The following is a 25240-nucleotide window of genomic DNA, read 5'->3' on the forward strand; positions in this document are numbered from 1 at the left end:
ATAATTTTCTATTCATTATGCAAATACTAGAAGTAGTTACTAAAAAAAGGTAGGTATCATATGAGCACGCAAGAAAAAAGTAGGATATTTAGAGCATCAGAAGGTATAGCACATGCTGTTTTTGTCATGATCGGTATCGGTTCTTTACTTGAGAGTATTGGGAAAATCTTTCATTTTGAATCTTTAATGACGATTGGATTTTCGACTAAGTTATTAATGGCACCTGCTATTGGTGCAGGTATAGCTGTTTTATTGGGTTCAAGTACGTTAATCATTTTTTCTGCAATGGCTGCTGCAATAATCGGTTCCGGGGCATTATTGATGGTGGATACTGCAATGACCATTAAAATGGGTGAACCAGTAGGAGCGTTATTATCCGCTTTAGTTGCAATCCTTATTGGAAAAGCCGTTCAAGGGAAAACGAAATTAGATTTAATGGTTGTGCCGTTATTTGCCATCTTAATTTCAGGTTTAGTTGGATTATATTTATCAAAATGGATTTCACCAATCTTAATAGCAGTTGGGAATTTTATTAAAGGTTCAACTGAAGGTTCGCCAATTATTGCTTCGATTGTATTAGCAGTAGTGTGGGGGATATTAATTGTTTCACCTGCTTCTTCTGCAGCATTAGCCATTGCATTGAATTTAGATGGATTAGCCGGAGGAGCTGCATTAGCGGGTTGTGCTGCACAATTTGTAGGATTAGCAGTTATCTCTGCACGAGAGAATGATCCAGGAAGTATCCTTGGTTTATTAATTATCACGCCAAAATTACAGCTGCCAAATGTAACTAGGAATATAAGGATACTTATACCAACCATAGTTGCAAGTGCTGTGGCTGGACCGATTTCTGCATTCTTATTTCATATTGAAGCACCAAAAGAAATTGCAGGTTTAGGATTATGTGCACTTGTTGCACCAATGAATTTATTAGCTACCTATGGAAGTGCAGTTATTATACCGATGATTGTTACATACGTATTAGTACCTGGGATCGTTTCATATATTATGTACTTATTCTTAAAACAAGCAAATATAATTAAAGCTGGAGAGTTAAAAATATTATAAATAGAAAAATGAGTACTAATTAAAGTACTCATTTTTCATTGTATTGTCATTTTAAAAGGGTACACTTTTATCGAACCATAAAAAATAGTTCTAAACCTATTCCTATAATAATAATGCCTTGTGCTAGATTGATAATTTTAGATGATTTCTCATTTTGTAACAATTTTTCACCCAAGCTGCCTGCAAAAATCGCTATAATTGAAAATACAATGAGAGTTAATACCATAAAAGTTAAACCTAAAATGATCATCTGTAGAGGAACTGCCATACCGCTATGAGGTAATCTAGCGAGAATTATCAAGGACATTAAGAAATAGAAGCAATAGTCTTTTTTAGAAAAGCTCAGCGAGTAGGTATTTCTTTTAATGCTGGAAATGGAGGGCTGTATGATTTATTTTTTCATTTGTATCTTACTAGGTTTTCTGCTGTTAGTTTATATGTTCATTGAGGCTCATCTGAATATAGTAAGAAAACATGAATTTTCTTTCTCAAATACTCCACTTGAAAAGCCAATTAGACTATTTTTTATTTCAGATATTCATAGAAGAGAAATTAATTCTTCTATTATAAAGCGAATGTCTAGCAAAGTTGATTTGGTCATAATTGGCGGAGATTTATTAGAGAAAGGAGTACCTCTTAAAAGAATAGAACAAAATATTCAAAAGCTAAGTAGTCTTGGGAAGGTCTACTTTGTTTGGGGAAATAATGATATCGAAATAGAAAAAAATGAACTAGAGACTATATTTAATAAATGGAATGTAGTTGTATTGAAAAATTCATCTGTTACGGTTAATCATTTACAAAAAGAATGGGCATTAATTGGAGTAGATGATTTGAAAACTGGGAAGGTGGATCTTGACCTTGCCTTTCAAGGTGTTAAACAAAATGCATTTAAACTTGTAGTTAGTCATAATCCAAGAATTTTGAAGTTTTTAAAGAAAGAACATGGGATATCTCTCGTTTTAAGTGGTCATACACATGGAGGGCAAATAAGGATTTTTGGTTATGGTCCTTATGAAAAAGGTAAAACGCATGTGTGCAATAATATAACCCAAATAATAAGTAATGGTTATGGAACAACGACTATTCCACTTAGATTAGGTGTTAGACCTGAAACTCATTATATAGTAATTAAAAATATATAAAATATGTATCACTATTCTGGATAGTTATTTTATTAATATAATACAAAATTTTAAAGCTGTTTGGAAAATTTCGACAGCTTTTTTGTTTTTACTTTATTAAATAATGATTAAAAATAATGTAAATATTTGGGAGTGTTAAAAAAATAGTTAAAAAAAATTAATGAAATCCTCATATTCCCCCAAATTTAAAACCTAATTATTTTCTGTATATTCAACGTAATAAAAGAAACTTTTAGTAATTAAAGTAGTTTTTGTAAGTTTTTTAGAATGGATATCAAAGGAAAAAGTGCGAAATTCCCCCAATACAAGAGTTTTGTCGATTTTAGTAAAATGTTTGTAACGTTTAAATCTTATGAAAATTTGTAAGATTCTAATAGTTTTAGAGAAATAGTTTTATTAACTGACTAAAATTAAAGGGGGACAACAACTTGGGAAAGTACAAAATTAGAAAAGTGCTTGCAAGTGCCACAATTGGTGGTGTATTACTTTCTACAGCGGTTCCTTATAATGTTTTGGCGGCAAACAATGTCCAAAACACTATTGCTGGAACTAGTACAAGTAATCAATCTAATGCTTCAAAACTAACGACTGAACAGATAAATGTTCTGAACAGTTACAGTACAGAAAGTGAAATTAAAATCGATCCAAAAATCAACGTAAACAACGCTGCACCAGTACGAGTTATTGTACAATTTAAACAGGTTCCTGCAAAAGTAGCAGTCCTACAACAACAAGTAGCGGGCAATGAGCTATCATTAAAAGAAGCGACTCAAGATGTAAATGATAGTCATAAACTGTTTAGAGATTTTGTTGAAAAAATGGTTCCAGCAAGAGCCGGAGCTAATGCTATTAGTACTTATTCAATCACACCTAATGAAAACACTTCATCTAAGTCTACTAATCAATCAGAAATTCAAATTACAAATGAATATAAGAACGCATTTAATGGAGTATCAATGATACTTCCAGGAACTTATGTGAACCAATTAATAGAGTCAGGTTTAGTAAGTAAAGTTTTTAAGGATGATGTTGTAAAGCTTGATCCAAGTGAACTAGGTGGTACGGACAAAAGTACTTCAACAAACTTTACTGGAAAATCAACATCAACTTCAACATCTGTTAGTCAACAAAGTACAGTAGGTCCAAATGATTATCCGAACACAATTCAAGAGAATTCGATTCCACTTCCAGGTATTGAACCCTTACATAAAGAAGGTATTAAAGGTAAGGGAATTAAAGTCGGAGTAATCGACACAGGTATTGATTACAACCACCCAGATTTAATAGACGTATATAAAGGATATCGCAAAGTAAATGGAGTAGATCCAGCTAGTATTGACCTAAGTACAGTAAAAGGTTGGGACTTTGTTGATAATGATGCAGATCCAATGGAGACGACTTTAGATGATTGGAAAAAAGCTGGATCGCCAGTTGTTGAAGGTCATGAATATTTTACGTACCATGGAACTCACGTTTCTGGAACAATTGCAGGACAAGGAAAAAACAATGTTAAATATCCGGTGTTAGGCGTAGCTCCTGATGTTGACTTATATAGTTATCGTGTATTAGGACCATATGGTAGTGGATATTTAGATGCCATTCTAGGAGGTATAGATAAAGCTGTAAAAGATGGAATGAACGTCATTAATTTATCGCTTGGTGCTACAGTAAACGACCCATTATATCCAACTTCGATAGCAATAAATAATGCTACTTTAGCTGGTGTAACTTGTGTCATTTCAGCTGGTAACTCAGGTCCATCAGAAGGTACACTTGGTTCTCCAGGAACAGCTGCATTAGCAATTACAGTTGGTGCTAGCGATTTTCCAATGAATATCCCTACAGCAACGGCTACTGTTGGAACTGAATCATTTAATATGAAGATGTTAGGTATGGGATATAATGATGATGTAAGTACGCTCGTAGACAAATCATACCCTGTTGTCTATGTTGGCTTAGGTGGAGCTGATGATTTTAAAGATGCGAATGGTCAAAAGATTGATTTAAAAGGCAAAGTCGCATTAATTCAACGTGGAACGTATGCACTAGCGGAAAAAATTAGAAATGCAAAAGATGCTGGTGCAGTGGCTGTCGTAATGTATAACAATATAGACGGTGACATTGACAATTATTTAGCACAAGATGTTGGTCTAATACCGACTTACCGTCTTCCGAAAGCAGATGGAGAACGTTTAAAAGCTGCGGCTGCAACTTCTTCTATTAAAGTTACAAGTGTAGGTTCGATTAACACTGAAGGAACTCATCTTGCAAGTTTCAGCTCAAGAGGACCAGTGACTGGAAGCTATGATGTTAAACCTGATATTGTAGCACCTGGTGTATCTGTTTATTCTTCTTATCCAGAGTACGTTCATAGCCCAGAAGATGGAATCGATTATTCGTCAGCTTACGCTCGTATTTCTGGTACATCAATGGCATCTCCTCATGTAGCAGGAATTGCAGCGCTTATTTTACAAGCACATCCAGAATACAAACCTTCTGATGTAAAAGAGGCATTACAGAATACAGCTGATAAATTAACAGATGACTATTCAGTATACGAAGTAGGAGCTGGATTAGTCGATGTGAAAGAAGCGGTTCATTCAGATATGGCGTTTGAAGTTCTGAACCAAACGCTAAACTATGATTCAGGAAGCGCAAGTTATAAGCCGATTGATGATAAAACAGGATCATTCGTTTTTGGTACAATCTATAAAAAAGCAACCGGTTCGAATACTGGCACTAAAAATTTCATAATTAAAAATAAAGGAACACAATCAAAACAATTTGATATTACTTACGAATATTCGAAGGCTAAAACTGGTGTTCTTAATGCAGTAACAAATAATGTAACTATAACGACGTCTGAACAAAATGTTTCAGTTGCTGCTGGTTCATCTTCAAATTTAACAGCGACTATTAGTGTTCCATCTAGTGCTCAATCAGGCAGATACGAAGGTTATGTGAATGTTGTAAACCATGATAATCCACAGGAGAAATATCGTTTACCATTCGCAGTTCGTGTAGTTGATAGAGGGATTGGAAATAATTCAATAGTTAACCCAGCTTCAAGTCAAGTTAGTTGGATTCCAGCACATCCGTTTATGCAACAACCTGGTCTAACATATTTACAATATATATTAAATAGTCCTATGCAGTCAGTTAGAGTATTTCTTTATGACAAAGATGGTCGTCCAATTGGGACAACTACTCCATTTGAGGTAAAAACTAATGCTGCAACAAAATTACTTGATCAAAAAATAAATGTAGGTATAGCTACCCAAGATTATTATCCATGGGCTGGTGATCCAAAAGATGAGAAAGTTGATGTAAATGCACCTCATGGAAAATTAACTGAAGGTCAATATTATGCAAAACTTAGAGCAATCGATGTAGACGGAACAACAAAATACGAGACACCGCTACAATTGTTTACGATTGATAATACTTTACCAAAACTTTCATTTAAAGATCATGCTCCAGGCGTGTATGAATTAAAAGATTCAGACTTCACAACAGAGACGATGAACGGTGAAGCATATAATGGATTTTGGGTTCATACAAATGTGTACGATGAAGGGACAAGTAAATTAGCACCACTTGGAATTTCACAATCAGCTAATACTCTTTGGTATTATTACAACCAGAAATATTTCCCAACCGGAGATTTTCCACTTGATCCAAATGGAGATGGGAAATTTGCAATTGAAAAACAAGATATAGAGAAAGGGCCAGCTACCATTGCTTTGTTCCCAATGGATAAAGCAGGTAATGCCCATCTGTTAAATGAATTTTATCATTATGCTTTTATTAAGGAAGGTTCACCATATATGGTTCCTACCTATGATAAAAAGAAAGTAACTTTAAATGATACACTTACGATGACATTAAGCTTGAATAACGTTGAAAAATTAATGTCAGGTTCATATGATGCTAGTTTCTACAAAGATTATCTTCAATTTGTAGATGTAAAGGTCAATAAGAAATTCCAAGAATATGCAGCAGTACATGGTATGACTGTAAAAGTAGACGACCCAGTAATTTCTCCAAACCCTGAAACACCGAACAGCCAAGATGTAGTAAAAGTAGGCGCTCATTTAAGCGGTGATGAAGGCTTTAGTGGGGATATTCCATTCCTTGATGTAACATTCAAAGTTGTAAACGATGAGTGGAACATCATCTGGAATACAATAAATGCAGACGTAAATACGACAACATTTAACTACACAAAGCAAGGAGAAACAAAGGAAACAGAAATACCGGCATTTAACCAAATTAATAGCTTCCAGATTATGCAAAAACATTCGTATGTAACGTCATTTGCGCGTCTTGAGGGAGTGGGAGCACCATTCGCTAATAATGGTATTTCGAAATTTGTAACAAGTGCTTATGCGCAAGATTCTAAAGGTAACAAATACCCAGGTACAATTGATGACTATAACTATATTGATATTCATGGTATTCCGCTTTCAAACGATTCATACGATATTGTGTACGAAGCACCTGGATATTTAAAGAGCATCCTAAAAGTACAACTAGGTACAAAAACGACTTGGGGCGAGGATATTGGAGAGCTTAAATACGTTGCAGGTTCTCAACCTACAGCTAAAGCTGGAGATGTTAACGGCGATGGCATTATTGATGTCCTAGACGCAAAGCAAGTATATGATAAAATGGGTCAACAGGATAATACGAATTACCTAATTGAAGACTTTAACAAAGACGGCATTGTCGATAAAAATGATATGCAGAAAGTTGCTTCTAATATTTATCTAAAAAATCCAGAAGTAACTGCTAAACCAAAAGAAGTAATTAAAGTTGACGGTAAAGAAATGTACGCAACAGATTTCTTCAATTTGACTAAAGTATATAGCAATGTAAACACTTTTAAAGTTGCGTCGAAAAATAGTACGTCGGTTACACTAAACTGGCTAGCTGTAGATCCTGCTGGAGTATGGGGCGGTGTGAAAATTCAGCAACAATCAAGCAAGGATGGTATTACGTGGCCAGATAACTATACTTGGACAGATGCAAAACTGGAAACACCGATTACAGTTAGCTCAACAAGTGCGAAAGTAACAGGATTAAGTGATAGTACATTCTACCGTTTTAGATTGGTTGTAATGGGTGGGTTGAATGGTACACTTAACGGTGGTTATTCAAATGTTATTCAGATGACTACATTACTTTTAACACCAACTATTGATGTAATTGATGATAATGATACAACAATTACTGGTAAAGCAAATGCTAATGTCAATATTGTTGTGAAAAATAATAGTACTGTAATAGGTTCAGGAAAAACGGATGCAAGTGGAAACTATAGTATCCAAATTAAACCACAAAAAGCAGACAGTGTATTAACAGTAAGTGCAAATGATACAACTGGAAACCAAAGTGAAACAGCATCGATTGTTGTATTAGATCGTACAGCACCAGACGCACCAATCGTTAATACAGTTACGAAAAAAGATCAAAAAGTTACAGGTAAAACCGAAGCAAATGCAACGGTTGCTATAAAATTCAACAATGTAGTGACAGAAGTACAAGCAGATCAAAATGGAAACTTCAGTTTAGAAATACCTCATAAATCGTATGGTGATTACATTGGATTGGTCATCTCTGTAACGGCAAAAGATGCAGCAGGAAATGTGAGTGTTGCTACTGAAACAGTCGTTTTAAACAAATAATAATAAAGACGGGGAGCCTCTGTGGATGAGGCTCTCTTTTTTCGTCCAAATCGCATAAATAGACTACTAGAAAAACGAACTTAGTAATAGAAGTTTTCTATATAAAAAGGTATTTTGAAGTTTAATGGCGAACTAGTAATATGGGTATTTTTTTGTTTGGAGGTTATAAAATGAAAAAGGTTTTAGTATTAGGTGGTACAAGATTTTTCGGAAAACGACTTGTTCATAAATTAATCGATAAAGGCTATGATGTTTCGATTGCAACGAGAGGACTTACAGAAGATGACCTCGGAGATCGAGTTAGTAGATTTATAATCGACCGACGAAATCCTGAAACATTAGCAAGTTTAAGTACTCATAAATGGGACCTTGTTTATGATAATATTTGTTATACTCCAAATGAAGCGAAGGAAATTATTAAACTATTAACTAATCATGTTGGAAGATATATTTTCACTTCATCTTTAGCGGTATATGATACGGGATTAAACCATGTGGAAACTGACTTTGATCCTTATAATTATCCTATTGAGTATAATAAAGATAACGAATATTCATATGCGGAAGGGAAGCGTCTTTGTGAGGCTGTTTTATATCAAGAAGCAAATTTTCCAGTGTTTGCGGCTAGATTCCCAATCGTATTAGGACAGGATGATTATACGAAGAGATTACTTTTCCATGTTGATAAAGTTTCAAGAAATGAAGAAATAATTATATCTGATTTAAAGAAAGAGATGACCTTTATCGATTCTGATGAAACCGCTGAGTTTTTACTTTGGTTAGGGGAAAATGAATCGATTAAAAGTGGTCCTTTTAATGCGTGTTCTAATGGTGAAATTACATTTCAAGAAATTATAAACATTTGTGAAATGGAAACTGGAAAAAAGGCTATTATTAACTCTTATGGTGCAGTCGAACATCAATCTCCATTTGATGCTTATAGCGATCAATCATTGAGTAATGAGAAAGCTAAAAAAGAAGGGTTTCAATTTATAGAGGTACATGATTGGATGAAAAAATTACTTCATCATTATTGTAAACTATAAAAAGTTCATAAAATGTTCAAAAATAAAATTCCGAATTTCTGGAATTTCCAGGTTTTCGGAATTTTATTGAAGTGAAATTCCGAAATTTCGGAAAAAATACATTAAAAATATTGAAAATTGTAAATTAACTTAATATTATTAGTATTATAAAATAAATATTTATTGTGAATACAAGGTCCTAAAAATATTCAAACCAGTTTAAAACTTTCCGTTAATAACTTGGCACACTATTTGCTTGTATTAAAAACAGAAGAACAATCTGTTGAAAGGAGCAAAATACAGTAAATAGTGGAATTCAAATTAAAAAATGAATTTGAATGAAAGCGTTATCAAAAAGTGCCAATACGTAAAGATAACAAGGAGGTTATTATGGAAATCTTAATTATTTTATTAGCATTAGGACTTTTAATGTTTGTTGCTTATCGTGGGTTTTCTGTTATTTTATTTGCACCAATTTGTGCTTTATTTGCAGTACTTTTAACTGAACCAAGCTATATTCTTCCATTCTTTAGTAATATTTTTATGGAAAAAATGGTTGGTTTCATAAAACTATATTTTCCTGTATTTTTACTTGGTGCAATTTTTGGTAAAGTCGTTGAAATGTCCGGAATTGCTGAATCAATCGCAAAAACAATTATTCAATTAGTTGGAGCAAAAAGAGCGATTTTAGCGATTGTATTAATGGGAGCTATTTTAACATATAGTGGAGTAAGCTTGTTTGTTGTTGTGTTTGCTATTTATCCATTTGCTGCAAACTTATTCCGTGAAGGTAATATTCCAAAACGATTAATTCCTGGAACAATCGCACTTGGTGCGTTTACATTTACGATGGATGCATTGCCAGGTACACCGCAAATTCAAAATGTTATTCCAACTACATTTTTCAAAACAGATATTTATGCGGCACCATTTCTAGGTATTTTAGCTGCTGTTTTTGTACTTGCAGTCGGTCTTTGGTACTTAGAATCAAGACGTAAAAAAGCAGAAAAAGCGGGTGAAGGTTATTTAGGATTTAATGGAGAACTAGCTGCTGCAAATGAAACTCAAACAGAAGTTCCTTCATTAACGACAAATACTTCTACACCAGTTTTAAAACAGATTCTAGCATTTGTTCCACTTTTATTAGTTGGATTTTCAAATAAATTTTTTGTTGTTTCGTTCCCAAAATGGTATCCAAATGGATTTGATTTTAAATCAATTGGACTAGAATCTTTTGGGGTTGTTGATATAACTGCAGTTGTTGGTATTTGGTCAGTTGAATGTGCTCTAGTTATTGGGATTCTTTCTGCGATGATTTATGGCTATAAGAATATGCGTACAAATCTAAAGACAGGTATTAATGCAAGCATTGGTGGAGCACTACTTGCTTCTATGAATACTGGTGCTGAATATGGTTTTGGTGGAGTAATCTCTGCTTTACCTGGATTTGGAATGGTAAGTAAAGGAATCTCTCATACATTTACGGATCCATTAGTAAATGGAGCTGTGACAACTACAACTTTAGCAGGTATTACAGGTTCTGCATCAGGTGGTATGGGTATTGCACTCAGTGCAATGTCTGATAAATATATCGAGGCGATTAATAAATATAATATTCCGCCGGAAGTAATGCATCGTGTTATTTCGATGGCATCGGGTGGTATGGATACTTTGCCTCATAATGGTGCAGTCATCACATTATTAGCTGTAACTGGTTTAACACATCGCCAGTCATATAAAGATATTTTTGCAATAACAATTATTAAAACAGTTGCAGTATTCTTAATCATTGCAGTATTTAAACTTACAGGACTTGTTTAAGAATGTTAAACTACTAATCTTACTTTTGAAGGGAGCAAAATAATGGGCAAGAATAAGGTAATTACTTCAGTTGAAGAGGTTGTTTCACAAATTCATGATGGAGCTACGATTATTGTCGGTGGCTTTGGACTTTGCGGTATTCCTGAAAAAATGATTTTAGCATTAAGAGATAAAGGGACAAAGGATTTAACAATCGTAAGTAATAACTGTGGAGTGGACGATTGGGGTCTTGGTCTTTTATTAGCAAATAAACAAATTAAAAAAATGGTTTCTTCATATGTTGGAGAAAATAAAATTTTTGAAAAGCAGTTCTTAAGTGGAGAACTTGAAGTAGAACTTGTTCCTCAAGGGACACTAGCTGAACGTATTCGTGCAGGCGGTGCTGGAATCCCAGGATTCTACACAGCAACAGGTGTAGGTACACCAATCGCAGAAGGAAAAGAACATAAAGTATTTAATGGAAGAACTTATTTATTAGAAGAAGGGATCGTAGGAGACTTTGCATTTGTTAAAGCGTGGAAAGCTGATAAGCAAGGGAATCTAATTTTTAGAAAAACTGCTCGTAACTTTAACCCACTAGCAGCGATGGCAGGAAAAATCACAATTGCAGAAGTTGAAGAAGTAGTAGAGGTTGGAGAACTTGATGCTGATGCAATTCATACGCCAAGTATTTATGTACAACACGTATTCCACGGTGAAACATACGAAAAACGAATTGAACGTAGAATGACTACAGGAGTATAGGAGGCTAATAACATGAAAGATATTCGTCAATTAATTATTCAAACTGCGGTTAAAGAAATTCAAGATGGTATGTATGTAAACCTTGGAATTGGACTACCTACTTTATTAGCAAACTATCTTCCAGAAGGCATTGAAGTAATGCTGCAATCTGAAAATGGTTTACTAGGTATTGGACCATACCCAACAGAAACTGAACTAGATGCTGACTTAATCAACGCAGGTAAAGAAACAGTAACTGCGGCTAAAGGAGCTTCTTATTTTGATAGCGCTGAATCTTTTGCGATGATTAGAGGAGGCCATATTGATTTAGCTATTTTAGGTGGGATGGAAGTCTCAGAAACTGGTGACCTTGCTAACTGGATGATTCCAGGAAAAATGGTAAAAGGTATGGGCGGTGCGATGGACTTAGTAAATGGTGCTAAGAAAATCGTCGTAGTGATGGAACATGCAAATAAATACGGTGAAAGTAAAGTTAAAAAAGCATGTACTTTACCTTTAACTGGAAAAAGCGTAGTTAATAGACTAATTACTGAATTAGCAGTTTTTGATTTTACAGAAAATGGAATGGTTTTAGTAGAATGTGTTGGTGGAGCAACAATTCAGGAAATTACTGAAAAAACAGAGGCTACATTTACAATTAGTCCGAAGCTATTAAATAACGTGAACTAATCTTTAAAAGGAGGCAAACAAATGCAGCAAATGCTTTCTGAGAAGGTTGCACTGATAACTGGTGCCGGTAGTGGAATTGGTTTTGAAATTGCTAAAACCTTTGCAGAGCAAGGAGCAACAGTTGTCTTAACCGACTTAAATAAGGAAAATGTTCAAAAGTCAGCTACTTCGTTACGAGAGCTAGGGTTTAATGCGATCGGTTATGCATGTGATGTTACAAATGAAGAACAAGTAGTTGACACGTTTCATAAAGTAATCGATCAATTTGGTGAATTACATATTTTAATAAACAATGCTGGATTACAATACGTTTCATCAATTGAGGATTTCCCTACTGAAAAATTCGAATTACTGATTAAGGTCATGTTAACTGCACCTTTTATTAGTATCAAACATGTATTTCCTATTATGAAAAAGCAAAAGTATGGGCGCATTATTAATATGGCTTCTATCAATGGGTTAATAGGGTTTGCTGGAAAAGCAGCTTATAATTCCGCAAAGCATGGCGTTATTGGTTTAACAAAGGTTGCTGCATTAGAAGGTGCAAGTGACGGTATTACAGTCAATGCAATCTGCCCAGGCTATGTAGATACACCTTTAGTTCAAAACCAGTTGGCTGACTTAGCAAAATCAAGAAATGTACCAATTGGAAGTGTAATTGAAGAAGTAATTTATCCATTAGTACCTCAAAAAAGATTACTTACAGTAAAAGAAATTGCAAATTATACAGTATTTCTTGCTAGTGAATATACTGGTGGGGTTACAGGTCAAGCGAATGTAATAGATGCAGGATATACAGTTCAGTAGGATCAGAGTGAAAGGTTGTTTGAGCAGGGGGAGATTCCTGCTCTTATCCTTTCTACTTCCTGCTATTTTAAGCGAGGATTGGTATGAATAGTATGTTAGAGAGTCTGCCTTTTGATTGGATTTCCGAGATTATTAATCTTGCAACTGAGTGGATTGTTGTCGTTAACCGTGAAGGAAAAGTTTTGTATATGAACGAATCGTATTGTGAGTTTGTTGGGCGTTCTGCTCATGAAGTGATTGGTATGCCAGTAGAAGAAGTAATTGAAAACTCTAGAATGCATATAGTCGCCAAGACCGGTCAGGCGGAGGTAGCGGAGATCCATCCAATAAAAAATACAGAAATGGTAGCTAATCGTTATCCACTGTATGTAGGTGATGAATTAGTAGGTGCTGTCGGAACGGTAATGTTCCGAAATGCGCAAGATTGGATTGAGTATTCTAAAAAAGTAGAACCTTTAGTAGAAGAATTAAACTATTATAAAAGAAAATTTGAGAAAGAATTAGGTAGTAAATATAGCTTCAATCAAATAATTGGTGATACGCCAATCTTTAACGCTGCAAAAAATTTGGCAGAGCAAGTATCTGCAAGTTCATCTGCAATCTTACTTTTTGGGGAATCTGGTACAGGTAAGGAATTGTTTGCACATGCAATTCACGATGCTAGTCCAAGAAGAAACTTTCCATTTGTACGAGTAAATTGTGCTTCAATTCCAGAGCATTTACTAGAATCAGAGCTTTTTGGTTATGAAGAAGGTGCTTTTACAGGTGCAAAAAGAGGCGGGAAAAAAGGAAAATTTGAGATTGCGAACCGAGGAACGATTTTCTTAGATGAGATTGGTGATATGACTTTGCATATGCAAAGTAAATTACTGCGAGTACTTCAAGAAAGAGAGATTGAAAGAGTTGGTGGAAGTTCTCCTATTTCCATTGATGTAAGAGTCATTGCCGCTACGCATCGAAATCTTGAAAAGATGGTAGTATTAAAAGAATTCCGTCAGGATTTGTATTACCGCTTAAATGTAATTAAAATTGACATTCCTCCACTTAGATCAAGGATAAATGATTTACCTCTCATAGCAGATTCGTTAATAAAAAAACTCGAAAGGAAATTTCATCGAAACGGAATTCAAATTTCAAATGAAGTTTTTCAAATTCTTAAGTCACATCATTGGCCAGGAAATATTCGAGAACTAGAAAACGTACTTGAGAGATGCATAAATGTCCTAAATGGTAAAGTGATTACACCAAAGCAATTACCTCTTTATTTATATGAAAATCCAACCAATCAAAAAAATACAGTCGAATTCGAAATAAATGCATCTCAATTAAACCATCAAAATTCTTTAAAATCTTTAAAAGAAATGATTGAAGAGACTGAAAAGGAAGCTATTAAGAGAGCTCTAATTGAATCTCAAGGTAATAAAATTGAAGCTGCAAAATTATTAGAAATTAGTAAGTCAACTTTTTATGAAAAATGTAAAGCTTATAACATAAAAAGTTAAAAGATTTCATGTCGTTTGGTTAATTAGGATGAAATAAAAAGGGGGAAATAAAATGAGTGAGAACGTTGTAATTGTTAGTGCTGTTAGAACTGCAATCGGAAGTTTCAGTGGTACATTGAAAGATGTAAGTGCAGTAGAATTAGGCGCTAAAGTTATTAAAGAAGCGATTAATAGAGCCGGTATTCAAGAAAGTCAAGTTGATGAAGTTATAATGGGAAATGTACTTCAAGCTGGTTTAGGTCAAAATCCAGCTAGACAATCAGCATTAAAGGCAGGACTCCCAAATACTGTCTCAGCAATGACAATAAATAAAGTTTGCGGTTCTGGATTAAAATCAGTCCATTTAGCGACTCAAGCAATTATAGCAGGAGATGCTGAAATTATAGTTGCTGGAGGTATGGAAAATATGAGTCAAGCACCATATTTACTTAAAGGTGCAAGAGATGGATATAGAATGGGCGATCAAAAGATTGTTGATAGTATGATTGCAGACGGACTATGGTGTGCGTTTAATGATTATCACATGGGAAACACAGCTGAAAATTTAGCAGTTCGTTATGAAGTTTCTAGAGAAAAACAAGATGAGTTTGCAGTAAATAGCCAACAAAAAGCCGAGAATGCAATTAAGGCCGGTAAATTTGAAGATGAAATTGTTGCGATTGAAATTCCACAAAGGAAGAAGGACCCAATCATCTTTAAGGAGGATGAATATCCAAAATTTGGTGCTACAGTTGAGAAAATTTCATCACTAAGACCAGCCTTTGAAAAAAATGGAACAGTTACAGCAGCAAATGCCTCTGGTATAAATGATGGCGCAGCAGCGGTTGTATTAATGAGTGAAAGTAAAGCAAGAGAACTAGGTATTAAACCATTAGTAAAAATTAATGCAAATAGTAGTGCAGGCGTTGATCCGAGCATAATGGGAATTGGAGCAGCATTTGCAGCTAAAAAAGCACTTGAGAAATCATCGATTGAATTAAGTGAAATAGGCTTAATTGAAGCAAACGAAGCATTTGCTGTGCAATCGATTTCTGTCATGAAGGAATGCGGTTTTGATGAAAATATTGTTAATGTAAATGGAGGCTCGATTGCACTCGGACATCCAATCGGTGCAAGTGGAACTAGAATACTAGTTACATTGATTCATGAAATGAAGAGAAGAGAGACACAGTACGGTCTTGCAACACTATGTATTGGTGGCGGAGAAGGCGTTGCGACAATTATTGAAAATTGTTTTGAATAAATATTAAGAAAAAAGCGGTAGGACTCTTGTAATGAGACCTACCGCTTTATTGTGTTAATCAAAATTCAAAAAAATTGATTATCAGACTGATTGCAAGCGCTTGTCAACAGTCTGAAGGTTAGATGATTCTTACTGAAATAACACCCTCAATATCTCTTAACAGCTGTTCAACTGGACCATTGATTGTTTCATCAAGGTCAATCATTGTATAAGCAAAAGCACCTTTACTTCGGTTAAGCATATCAGCAATATTTACTTGATAGTTTGCTAGTAATCCTGTAATTTGACCGACCATATTTGGAATGTTTTTATGTGCAATCGTAATACGTTTTTTCCCTGTATAAGGTAATTCTACATTTGGAAAATTAACAGAGTTTTTAATATTACCAGTTTCCAAATAATTTTTTAATTGTTTTGCTGCCATTCGGGCACAGTTTTCTTCTGATTCAGTTGTTGATGCTCCTAAATGAGGAATTGGAATGACATTCTTCATACCAATCACTTTTTCATTTGGAAAATCTGTTACATAAACTCCTACAGTCCCGTTATTCAGCGCGTATTCAAGTGCAACATCATCTACTAATTCAGATCGTGAAAAATTAAGTAATCTTGTTCCCTTTTTCATTCCTGATAAAAGTTTTTCATTCACAAATCCTTTTGTTTCAGGTGTTAAAGGCACATGGATTGTTATATAATCGCATGTTGAAAAAATCTGTTCTAAATTATCGATTCGTTGTACATTCCTAGATAATCGCCATGCAGTTTCGACTGATATATAAGGATCATAACCATATACTTCCATATCTAACGCAAGAGCGTCATTTGCTACAAGTGCACCAATTGCTCCTAAACCAATAATACCTAATTTCTTTCCTGCAATCTCTGCTCCTGCAAATTCTTTTTTACCAGCTTCTACAATTTTGGTAACATTTTCTTCACCAAATAAAGAACGAGTCCACTCAATTCCTTCAATAATTCGTCGTGAAGAAAGGAATAAACTTGTCAGAACTAGTTCTTTAACTGCATTTGCATTTGCACCAGGCGTATTAAATACAACAATTCCTCTTGAAGTACATTCATCAATAGGAATATTATTTACACCAGCGCCAGCCCTTGCGATTGCTTTAACACTGCTTGGTATGTTCATTTCATGCATACTATGGCTTCTTAAAAGAATTCCATCCGGTTCATTTAATTGATTGTTAATCGTATAATTTTCCAAAGGAAATTCTTTCATTCCGTGCTCAGAAATATTATTTAATGTTTGAATTTTTATCATCTTACAATCTCCTCTACTATTTTCTTTTCAAATTGACTCATAAAATGAACTAATTTCTCAACGCCTTCTAATGGCATCGCATTATAAATGCTAGCTCGCATTCCCCCAACTGATCGATGACCTTCAAGATTCACCAAGCCAGCAGAATTTGCCTGAGCAAGAAATTGCTTATTTAATTCATCAGAAGTTGATGTAAATGGAATATTCATAAGTGATCTGCTCTCTTTCTTAACTGGTGAAGAGAACAAGTCAGATTGATCGATAAAATCATATAATAATTGAGATTTTAAAAGATTAGTTTGATAAATACGATTTAAACCACCTGATTCTTTAATCCATTCTAAAACCAGCATCGCTACATAAATGCTGAATGTAGGAGGTGTATTATAAAGTGAAGAAGCTTCTACATGTGTTTTATAGTCAAGCATTGTTGGGCAATTTTTATCTGCATTCCCAATGAGATCATCTCTAATAATGACAATTGTTAAACCTGCTGGACCGATGTTTTTTTGTGCTCCAGCATATATTAAACCAAATTTTGAGACATCAATTGGTTCAGAAAGAATATTTGAAGAAAAGTCTGCAACTAATGGAGAATTTGTTTTAGGGTAAGTAGAGTATTTTGTCCCCTCAATTGTGTTATTCGTTGTAATATGTAAATAATCGTAAGGTTCAAAAAGAGCTAAATCTTCTAAATTAGGAATATATGAAAAATTTTCATCCTCAGAAGAAGCAATAACATCAACATCTCCATATTTTTTCGCCTCGGAGATTGCTTTCTTTGACCAAGTTCCTGTATTAATATAAGCAGCTTTTTTATACTTTCTTAATAAGTTCAATGGAATCATTGAAAACTGAGTTGATGCTCCACCTTGTAAAAATAACACTTTATAATTTGATGGAATTTCTAAAAGTTCACGCAATAAGCTTTCACATTTCCTAATAATTCCTTCAAACTCAGCCGAACGATGACTCATTTCCATAACTGACATACCAGAAGTACCGTAAGAAACAAGTTCTTTTTGTACCTTTTCCAATACTGGAACAGGCAAGACAGATGGGCCAGCAGAGAAATTAAAAACGCGTTCCATAAAAATCATCCTCACTAGTTATTTTTTTAATATTCTAACTTTAAACCACCGATATACGTTGGTCAATAAAAGATGAAATAAAATAATAAAAATTTCACAAAAAATTTTAATTTTCGCATTTATGAAAAGGGAATGTAATTGATTGAAGTACTTAAATTAGTAAGTTTATATGAATACAAATGAAAAATTAAGTCGGTTAATAATTTGATTAATAATTAAAAATGAATAGTTTTAGAAGATTATGGAAAATTTAAATGATTATATTGTTTTTAAGGGAGTTTAAATGTTTTCAAAATGGTTTAACGATCCAGTTTATTTCGTTATGCTTTTTACATTTCTTTTGCGGTGAGTGTATTATTTAATCTAATTTGTTCTGAAAAAAATGATAGTTTTTACCTTCTGTACATGCTTGATACTGTAATATTTGGCTTGGTTTTTACAACTGTTCTAATTGGTTTATCATCTTAGTTTCTACAATAATAGTGCTTTCTAGATACTATTTAATTCCCCAGACATGGCATATTATTAGCTATTTTTTTACATATTACTTAATCACGTACATATCAGTCGGTTTAATGAAACAATATCAGAGAGTTAAAACTGGATCGATCGAGTTAATATTAGCTCTATCAAAGGCACTAGATTCCAGAGACAACTACACTGCACATAACTCAGAATGTGTTGCCAATATTGCTTATAAAATTGCAAAGAAAATGAAATTATCTAAAAGCTATGTGCAGCCATCCATCAAGGGGGGCTATTACATGATATTGGTAAAATTGGAATTCCGGAGCATATATTACTGAAGAATGAGAAATTAACTGAGGATGAATATAATACAATTAAAAAACATCCTGTGATTGGATATGACATTATTAAGCATATTGCTATTTTTAATGAAAATGGCATCTTTGATATCGTTTTATACCATCATGAACGATACGATGGAAAAGGATATCCAAAAGGACTAAATCAGCAAAAAGAGAGTAGCCTTATTTAAATTGGCTACTCTTAATGTTATACCATCTTGGTACTGTTTCATTAAAATTATTATGGTCATCTAATATCGTTCGAACCCTTTTCCACATGGAATCAACTAAATGTGGTGTAGTTTTATAAGACCAAATTATATCTGATGGAATAATCATCGCAGCGTATAAAGAATACAGAGTCCAAAAATCATCAGGTGGATTGTTTGAAAAATATCCATCAATTTGCCCTATTGCAAACGGGGTACTTATATCTTTTGTAAAAAGAGCAATCTTGTGAAAATCATGGTATGGATCTCCCTATTCAAATCGATCAAAATCAATAACAGCTTTTAGTTGCGCATCTTTAAAAAGTAAATTTGATGGATGAAAATCATCGTGTAAAAATGTAATTGGTCGATTTAATAATAGGTGTTTGTTTTCCTCAACAAAATTAAGAATTAAATCAAGTTCTGGAAATGAAATAGAAGATTCTATTAGTAAATCTATGTATCGATTGTATTTAGTAAGTCTCATATCTTTCCAAGATTGATGTTGGTCTGGATTTGTTAAAGAATGAATTTTAAGCAATTCATTTCCAGCTTGAATACCTAATTTATAGTGTTGTTTCTTAGAAATCGTTTGCAAGTACTCCACACCATCAATTCCATCTACAGACTTGACAGCATGTATGGTCACGCCCTCTTCTGGAATTTCAACTAAATGTACAGGTTTTGGGACAATTGACCCTGTTTCATAAAAGTGTTCAAGATATGAATTAAGCAATTTAGCATGACCAGTACGATCAAATTCATAAATTTTAATAAACAAATCCTCGTCGATATTACCTTTAACCATCCACTTTTCTTCAAATGAAAATCCCTTTTTTACTTGCGAAATAGAATTTGCTGATTGTAAAAATGGAACCTTTTGAATTATGTTAACGTTTAATTTCAAAATTACACCTCCAAGTTTATTTCTTAATTTTTTGGGGAGGCTGGCCGAGGAGGCTCAGGTTTCGCACCATGGAAAGCGAGCATTCTGGAACGGAAATCAAACACCAAAAACAACAAAGATTACTAAAAAATTTATAATAATATTTATTTTTATACATAACATATAACGAAATTTATGTAGAACTGTAACGTTTGACTGTATACTTTCTAAATTATATAATAGTAATATTATTTAAAATGGGGAGGGTTGTCACTTGGGATCGAGTATCGCATTGGTGAGTTAGCTGAAATAGCTCAAGTTTCAAAAAGAACAATTGATTATTATACAAAATTAGGGTTACTAGAAGCAAAACGATCTGAATCAAACTATCGATATTATTCCACAGAGGCAATTGAGACTCTCAGATTTATTGAACATTGTAAAAAAATGAGAATATCCTTAGAAGAGATAAAAGATTTACTGCAAACTAATTATAATCAAAAAAATTATGTTTTTGAACAAATTCAACAAATATCAAATCAAATTATTGAGCTTGAAGCTAAATTAGCTCAATTAGTACCAGTAATATCGGGTATGAATGATTGTGAAAAAAATGCTTTAGTAGATTCATTGTCACATCATACATTTCCGTTATTTGAAACATTGAAACATTTTGTAAAATAATGACTAAATTAATTTTAAAACTTAACAATTTATTAAAGCTATAAAATATGTATGTTTTACTAAATTATGGTAATCTATTAAGTAAGTAAAATAATAATTTTATATTTTTGTAGATTGAAATTCTCAGGAGGTGAATACTCGAGTAATATACTCGAGTTCGTCATTGGACATAGTTAACTTGTTTATGATTGCAGTTTTAATCGCACTTACAGCTTTTTTCGTAGCAGCAGAATTTGCAATAGTGAAAGTTAGATCAAGTAGAATTGATCAACTAGTAGCCGAAAAAAAGCGAGGTGCAGTAGCTGCTAAAAAGGTTACGACGAGTTTGGATGAATATTTATCAGCTTGTCAATTAGGTATTACGGTTACAGCTTTAGGATTAGGTTATTTAGGTGAACCAACGTTTGAACATCTTATACACCCAGTCGTAGAATTTCTTGGATTAAACGGAACAATCTCTACCACTATTTCGTTTATTTTAGCTTTCTCATTTATGACATTTATTCACGTTGTAATTGGTGAGCTAGCACCTAAAACGGTTGCTATTCAAAAAGCTGAATCGATCACACTAATACTTTCTACTCCACTTATTGTTTTCTATAAAATAGCTTATCCATTTATTTGGGCACTAAATAGTTCTGCAAGGTTTTTTACAGGATTATTTGGAGTTAAGCCAGCATCTGAATCAGAGGAAGTTCATACTGAGGAAGAATTGAGAATTATTTTATCAGAAAGCTTTGAAAGCGGAGAAATTAATCAGGCTGAGTATAAATATTTAAATAATATTTTTGAATTCGATAACCGACTTGCAAAAGAAATTATGGTCCCTCGTACTGAAATTATCGGTTTATATGCAGAAGACCCAATTGAAGAACAAATTGAAATAATTAAAAACGAAAAATATACACGTTACCCAGTTTTTGGTGAAGATAAAGATGATATATTAGGTATGGTTAATGTAAAAGACTTTTTTATTCGCTATCTTGATGGGAAAGTTGAAAAAACATACGATTTCGCAAACTATACCCGCCCAGTTATTCAGGTAATTGAAACAATCGCAATCCATGATTTATTATTGTTAATGCAAAAGAAACGTATTCCACTTGCAATACTGTATGATGAATATGGTGGAACAGCGGGATTATTAACAATGGAAGATATCCTTGAGGAGATTGTTGGGGAAATACGTGACGAATATGATGATGATGAAAAACCAGCAGTTCAACATATTTCAGAATCACATAAGATTGTAGACGGAAAAGTATTAATTACTGAAATTAATGATTTATTCGGTCTATATGTTGAGGAAGATGATGTTGATACAATTGGTGGGTGGATCTTAACTCAAAATCACGACATCCAACAAGGTGAATCTGTCATATTTGAGGACTTTGAATTCAAAGTTGTTGAATTAGATTCACACCAAGTTAAATTAGTTGAAATAAAAAAAAATGAGTTAATTCAGGCAGTAGAATTATAAAGATAAGATGAAAAAGAAGGTATAATTTTTTATACCTTCTTTTTTTGTTTCTTAAACAAATTAATACTAAAACCTTATAGTGTTATACTTTGTACAATAATTCACAAAAAGTTAACAACTTACAACTCTAATACACTTCATTTTATTATAAAATAAGGTTGTAAGGTTGATTTGAGCAGAGGTTCTAATTCTTCTACTAGTTATTTTATTAACTATTTCAATCAGCTTATTTTTTAATCGTTTCGTACAATACCTCATTTTTCCCCCCTCTACTTTTCTAAAGTAAGAGGCTTTTTTTTGCATAATTTTACCTTTATTGAATACATATAAATTAAATATTTGTAAAGGATTGTCGATAGTTTATAATTTAAAAATTTGTTATAGGGGTGTGAAGTGCTTGTCAGATGCTCCCTCGGGTAAAGGTATAAAAAATTTTTTAAACTTTATTAACCGACTTTTTTTTAAGGAATCTAAGAATCGAAAAAATGTAGATTCAAAAGAAAAACATCTTTTAACTCATACTTATTTATTTGATGTTGTTGATGAAGATCAATTTAACTTGTACGAAGATGAATTATTTTTAAGAACAATCACTTTTAAAGAAAAAAAAGTAAATGACATTTTGACACCCCGAACAAATGTGGTAGCGATTGATATAAATGAATCTATGGACTATATATGTAATTTATTTTTACAGGAACGGTATTCTAGAATCCCAGTTTATGAGCAGGATATTGATCATATAATAGGTGTAATTTCTGAAAGGGAATTTTTAACTCAATTAATACAAAAACAAACAGTTAATATTCATGAACTGATTAGAGAGCCGATTTTTGTTATGGAAACAATGAAAATTTCTGCAGTGCTAAAAATTCTTCAAAAACAAAATGCACATCTTGCTATTGTTATGGATGAATTTGGAGGAACTTCCGGTATCGTCACGCTTGAAGATATAATAGAGGAACTAGTTGGCGAAATTAGAGATGAATTTGACGAGCAAGAGGATGATTTTTTCCAAATAAATGAGAATGAATACCAATTCCAAGCCGCAATTGACTTATCGAGTTTTTTTAATCGATTTAACATAAAAAAACCTAGTAGTAGATATTTAACATTAGGTGGATGGTTATTTGAAAGTTTTAAACATATACCAAAAAATGGAGAATTCCTTCAATATAAAAATTTAACCTTCATCATTAAAGAAGTTCAAAATAGAAGAATACAAAGTGTAATTGTAAAAATAAACCACCAAAATTTGCAAAGTAAACTCGGTTCTTAGGAGCCGAGTTTTTTTATGTTTGTGGACTTAATTGGTTATGCAGTTTGGACTTAAAAGAAATCCACATGACAATATGTACTTTGTCGACTACGTTTTTTACTTTCTTATTTTGGTAATTTTAGGATAATGATAAGTAGTTGTTTTCCTTAGACGCTCGGTTTTTCCAACTTTCATTTTCAATCATAAAAATAGAATTAAAAAGACAAAAAGAAAAATAATAAAAATATAAGATTTTTTTGTTGTAATTTTTTAATACATGCAATATATTTAAGACACACAATTCAAAACAAACAATTCCGATAAGGTTAAGGGAGATTAAAGAATGAATATTAAGAAAATTGGTTTAACATTAGGTTCGTTATTTTTAGCAGCAGGTGTTATGGCAGGCTGCAATACAAATAAAAAAGAAGAAACTGCAAAAGGAAAAGATTTATTAACTCAAGTGAAAGATAGCGGAGAGTTAAAAATTGGTACTGAAGGTACATACGCACCTTTCACGTTCCATGATAAGTCTGGTAAATTAACAGGTTTTGATGTTGATTTATCAAATGAAGTTGCAAAACGTTTAGGAGTAAAACCAAAATATTTTGAAACTCAATGGGATGCAATGTTTGCAGGTTTAGATGCAAAACGTTTTGACATCATTGCAAATGAAGTTGGTATTAGACCAGATCGTGAGAAAAAATATTATTTCTCTGATCCATATATTACATCATCAGGTGCATTAGTTGTAAAATCAGATTCAAAAGTTAACTCATTTGATGGAATTAAAGGCTTAAATGCTGCTCAATCTTTAACTAGTAATTATGGTGATTTAGCTAAAAAATATGGAGCTAAATTAGTTGGAGTAGAAGGTTTTAGCCAAGCAATTCAATTAATTGAAACAGGCCGTGCTGATGTTACGATTAACGATAAATTATCAATTCAAAACTATTTAAAAGAAACAGGCGACAATAAAGTAAAAATCGCTGCTTTAGAAAATGATGCTTCTAACAGTGGATTTATGTTCCGTAAAGATGATGATTCATTAGTAAAAGCAGTGAACAAAGCACTTGAAGATATGAAAAAAGACGGGAAGTATGATGAAATAGTACAAAAATGGTTCGGTAAAGATGGACTTAAATAATATACTCAGTCCAGAGTGGATTGACAATTTAACCATTGCGAAGGATTCTTTCCTTCCAATGGTTAAAACTGCTTTAATAGGTACTATTCCATTAACAATTATTACATTTGTAGTAGGTCTTGTATTAGCATTTATTACCGCACTTTTCCGTCTGTCAGGTAATAAATTCTTAAATGGAGTAGCAAAATTTTATGTTTCAATCATTAGAGGGACTCCTCTTTTAGTACAATTATTTATTATTTTTTATGGTTTACCTACAATACATGTAACAATATCACCTTATATTTCTGCTATTATTGGTTTTTCATTAAGTGTTGGTGCTTACGCATCTGAAATTATTAGAGGATCAATTCAGTCGATTGATAAGGGTCAATGGGAAGCTGCTTATTCAATCGGCATGACATATAATCAAACATTAAAACGAATTATTATTCCTCAAGCGGCTAGAGTTTCTTTACCGCCGTTATCAAATACTTTTATTAGTTTAGTAAAAGACACTTCTTTGGCTTCATTAATTTTAGTAACTGAAATGTTTAGAACAGCCCAGGAAATAGCTGCAACGAACTATAAATTTTTAGTTGTCTATATAGAAGCTGCATTCATCTATTGGATAATTTGCTTCTTCCTTTCAGTCATTCAAGGTCGATTAGAAGCTCGAGTTGAACGCTATGTTGCTAAGTAATGGA

Annotated in this window: 20 protein-coding genes; 16 read left to right on the forward strand and 4 right to left on the reverse strand. The window is 33.1% G+C overall.

Annotated elements, in window-relative coordinates; genetic code table 11:
- Positions 1-60: 60 nt before the first annotated feature.
- The gene (locus ABEY15_RS13195) at positions 61-1068 is read left to right on the forward strand and encodes a PTS sugar transporter subunit IIC (RefSeq protein ID WP_429890559.1); all 1008 of its coding nucleotides are present in this window, start codon (positions 61-63) and stop codon (positions 1066-1068) included.
- Positions 1069-1135: 67 nt separating this feature from the next.
- Here ABEY15_RS13195 and ABEY15_RS13200 read toward each other — a convergent pair whose 3' ends face one another.
- Positions 1136-1375 (reverse strand): LysE family transporter, encoded by a 240-nt coding sequence (locus tag ABEY15_RS13200; RefSeq protein WP_429890561.1) that lies wholly within the window; start codon positions 1373-1375, stop codon positions 1136-1138.
- A 79-nt stretch (positions 1376-1454) separates the two neighbouring features.
- Between ABEY15_RS13200 and ABEY15_RS13205 the strand changes: the two genes are divergently transcribed.
- The 9 genes from ABEY15_RS13205 (at position 1455) to ABEY15_RS13245 (ending at position 15711) form a co-directional block, all read left to right on the forward strand.
- Positions 1455-2213: a metallophosphoesterase gene (locus ABEY15_RS13205; protein WP_429890562.1), complete on the forward strand. Its 759-nt coding sequence runs from the start codon at positions 1455-1457 to the stop codon at positions 2211-2213.
- Between the two features lie 428 nt (positions 2214-2641).
- Positions 2642-7900, forward strand: a complete 5259-nt coding sequence (locus ABEY15_RS13210) for a S8 family serine peptidase (protein WP_429890564.1) — start codon at positions 2642-2644, stop codon at positions 7898-7900.
- A gap of 170 nt (positions 7901-8070) precedes the next feature.
- Entirely contained in the window at positions 8071-8946 is an 876-nt protein-coding gene (locus ABEY15_RS13215; protein WP_429890565.1) for an NAD-dependent epimerase/dehydratase family protein, read from the forward strand.
- Between the two features lie 369 nt (positions 8947-9315).
- Positions 9316-10746: a GntP family permease gene (locus ABEY15_RS13220; protein ID WP_429890567.1), complete on the forward strand. Its 1431-nt coding sequence runs from the start codon at positions 9316-9318 to the stop codon at positions 10744-10746.
- Between the two features lie 42 nt (positions 10747-10788).
- Positions 10789-11490, forward strand: coding sequence for a CoA transferase subunit A (locus ABEY15_RS13225; RefSeq protein WP_025568519.1), 702 nt, complete (start codon positions 10789-10791; stop codon positions 11488-11490).
- Between the two features lie 12 nt (positions 11491-11502).
- The gene (locus ABEY15_RS13230) at positions 11503-12159 is read left to right on the forward strand and encodes a 3-oxoacid CoA-transferase subunit B (protein WP_429890568.1); all 657 of its coding nucleotides are present in this window, start codon (positions 11503-11505) and stop codon (positions 12157-12159) included.
- A 30-nt stretch (positions 12160-12189) separates the two neighbouring features.
- Positions 12190-12966, forward strand: a complete 777-nt coding sequence (locus ABEY15_RS13235; RefSeq protein WP_429890760.1) for a 3-hydroxybutyrate dehydrogenase — start codon at positions 12190-12192, stop codon at positions 12964-12966.
- An 83-nt stretch (positions 12967-13049) separates the two neighbouring features.
- Positions 13050-14468: a sigma-54 interaction domain-containing protein gene (locus ABEY15_RS13240; protein WP_429890569.1), complete on the forward strand. Its 1419-nt coding sequence runs from the start codon at positions 13050-13052 to the stop codon at positions 14466-14468.
- A gap of 52 nt (positions 14469-14520) precedes the next feature.
- The gene (locus ABEY15_RS13245) at positions 14521-15711 is read left to right on the forward strand and encodes an acetyl-CoA C-acetyltransferase (RefSeq protein ID WP_429890571.1); all 1191 of its coding nucleotides are present in this window, start codon (positions 14521-14523) and stop codon (positions 15709-15711) included.
- A gap of 118 nt (positions 15712-15829) precedes the next feature.
- Here the strand turns inward: ABEY15_RS13245 and ABEY15_RS13250 are convergent, their stop codons facing one another.
- Positions 15830-16990 (reverse strand): phosphoglycerate dehydrogenase, encoded by a 1161-nt coding sequence (locus ABEY15_RS13250; protein WP_429890573.1) that lies wholly within the window; start codon positions 16988-16990, stop codon positions 15830-15832.
- The gene (gene serC / locus ABEY15_RS13255) at positions 16987-18081 is read right to left on the reverse strand and encodes a 3-phosphoserine/phosphohydroxythreonine transaminase (protein ID WP_429890574.1); all 1095 of its coding nucleotides are present in this window, start codon (positions 18079-18081) and stop codon (positions 16987-16989) included. The genes ABEY15_RS13250 and serC overlap by 4 nt, the downstream gene beginning before the upstream one ends.
- Positions 18082-18823: 742 nt before the next feature.
- On the opposite strand from serC, the gene ABEY15_RS13260 reads away from it, so the two are divergent.
- Positions 18824-19081 carry an HD-GYP domain-containing protein gene (locus ABEY15_RS13260; protein ID WP_429890762.1) on the forward strand — a complete coding sequence of 86 codons (258 nt, stop codon included), beginning with the start codon at positions 18824-18826 and terminating at the stop codon, positions 19079-19081.
- Positions 19082-19370: 289 nt separating this feature from the next.
- Here ABEY15_RS13260 and ABEY15_RS13265 read toward each other — a convergent pair whose 3' ends face one another.
- Positions 19371-20006, reverse strand: coding sequence for an aminoglycoside phosphotransferase family protein (locus ABEY15_RS13265; protein ID WP_429890575.1), 636 nt, complete (start codon positions 20004-20006; stop codon positions 19371-19373).
- A 246-nt stretch (positions 20007-20252) separates the two neighbouring features.
- On the opposite strand from ABEY15_RS13265, the gene ABEY15_RS13270 reads away from it, so the two are divergent.
- The 5 genes from ABEY15_RS13270 to ABEY15_RS13290 all read left to right on the forward strand — a co-directional run bounded on the left by ABEY15_RS13270 (position 20253) and on the right by ABEY15_RS13290 (position 25236).
- The gene (locus ABEY15_RS13270; RefSeq protein WP_429890576.1) at positions 20253-20669 is read left to right on the forward strand and encodes a MerR family transcriptional regulator; all 417 of its coding nucleotides are present in this window, start codon (positions 20253-20255) and stop codon (positions 20667-20669) included.
- A 163-nt stretch (positions 20670-20832) separates the two neighbouring features.
- On the forward strand, positions 20833-22149 hold the full coding sequence (locus ABEY15_RS13275) for a hemolysin family protein (RefSeq protein WP_429890578.1): 1317 nt from the start codon (positions 20833-20835) through the stop codon (positions 22147-22149).
- 397 nt (positions 22150-22546) lie between these two features.
- Complete coding sequence (locus ABEY15_RS13280) at positions 22547-23428, forward strand: hemolysin family protein (protein WP_429890580.1); 882 nt, start codon at positions 22547-22549, stop codon at positions 23426-23428.
- A gap of 328 nt (positions 23429-23756) precedes the next feature.
- Positions 23757-24554 (forward strand): amino acid ABC transporter substrate-binding protein, encoded by a 798-nt coding sequence (locus ABEY15_RS13285; protein WP_429890764.1) that lies wholly within the window; start codon positions 23757-23759, stop codon positions 24552-24554.
- Positions 24541-25236 carry an amino acid ABC transporter permease gene (locus tag ABEY15_RS13290; protein ID WP_429890581.1) on the forward strand — a complete coding sequence of 232 codons (696 nt, stop codon included), beginning with the start codon at positions 24541-24543 and terminating at the stop codon, positions 25234-25236. The genes ABEY15_RS13285 and ABEY15_RS13290 overlap by 14 nt, the downstream gene beginning before the upstream one ends.
- Positions 25237-25240: the final 4 nt, after the last annotated feature.

Source organism: Gottfriedia acidiceleris, assembly GCF_050457485.1.
Lineage (GTDB): Bacteria > Bacillota > Bacilli > Bacillales > Bacillaceae_G > Gottfriedia > Gottfriedia acidiceleris_D.